Annotated in this window: 1 protein-coding gene and 1 pseudogene; one reads left to right on the forward strand and one right to left on the reverse strand. The window is 43.8% G+C overall.

The features are described from left to right. The coding region (locus A3729_RS25970) for an L-dopachrome tautomerase-related protein (RefSeq protein WP_197476109.1) at positions 1-501 on the reverse strand (501 nt) is incomplete at its 3' end. A 264-nt stretch (positions 502-765) separates the two neighbouring features. On the opposite strand from A3729_RS25970, the pseudogene A3729_RS25975 reads away from it, so the two are divergent. Next, positions 766-1,009, forward strand: a pseudogene (locus A3729_RS25975) (molecular chaperone HtpG); the annotation flags it as partial.

Consider the following 1,009-nt stretch of genomic DNA (forward strand, 5'->3'; position numbering starts at 1 on the left):
ATCATGACTGACTTGGAAGTCATTCATATGTGAGCCTAGCCCTGCAATATCTGAACTAAAACGATGATGATGCACAACCTCGCGGGACTCAATATCCACGGCAAGGATCTGAGGTGTTTCTTGCCCATGGTCACCATAGTCGAGTAGCCATAAGCGGCCTTGTCTGTCTAAACGCATTGATAGAACAGTACTCAAGTTAAGACCAGCTGGTGACTCGAACTCAAATGGTTTGGCTTCGCCATCAACCAGTTCTGCGATGTTATAGGGTGGAAAACCTTCCGGATGATAAGTGAAAAAGATGCGCTCATTTTTCGAGACTGCGATGTTTCCAGGAGGGTAGGGCAGGTCAGCAACTTTGATAAGCGCTTCAGCCGGGAGCAGGGGCTGGCCACTTCTATCAGGGAAGGCATCGCCGCCGCCGTAGAAACCATCGAGTGCGGCCGCACCGAGGCCAATAATCAAAACAACTGCGAATAATAGTGTGGTAAGGGCTTTTAACATGATTCTCAATTTATCTTTGTAAAGGTAGGTGGAGGGCATTAAACCATAATCTGGCTTTGTGCGCGAAACAGCTCGAAACAAAACACGATAAAAATTACTTGAAATNAAAAATGCCATCCCCACATAAGGTTTCAAGGCTTTTCAGGTCGGTGGTAAGCAAGGCTGCATTGATAATGCAGTCCCTCTCATAAGTTTGAGATAAATTGCTGCCGGAAAGCGACAAATCAATTTTTCTGAACAACGAAAAACGAGAGAAACAAATATATGTCAGCACAAGATAATTTAGAAGCAAAGCAGGAAACCCTTGGCTTTCAAACAGAGGTTAAGCAGCTTCTACATTTGATGATCCATTCCCTTTATTCAAATAAAGAGATCTTCTTACGCGAATTGATTTCAAATGCTTCCGATGCAGAAGATAAGCTGCGTTTTGAAGCGCTATCTAACAACTCTTTGTACGAAGACGATGGTGATCTGAAGATTCGTCTAGAGTTTGATGAAGAAGCCAAGA

It is taken from the genome of Oleiphilus sp. HI0043 (assembly GCF_001634935.1).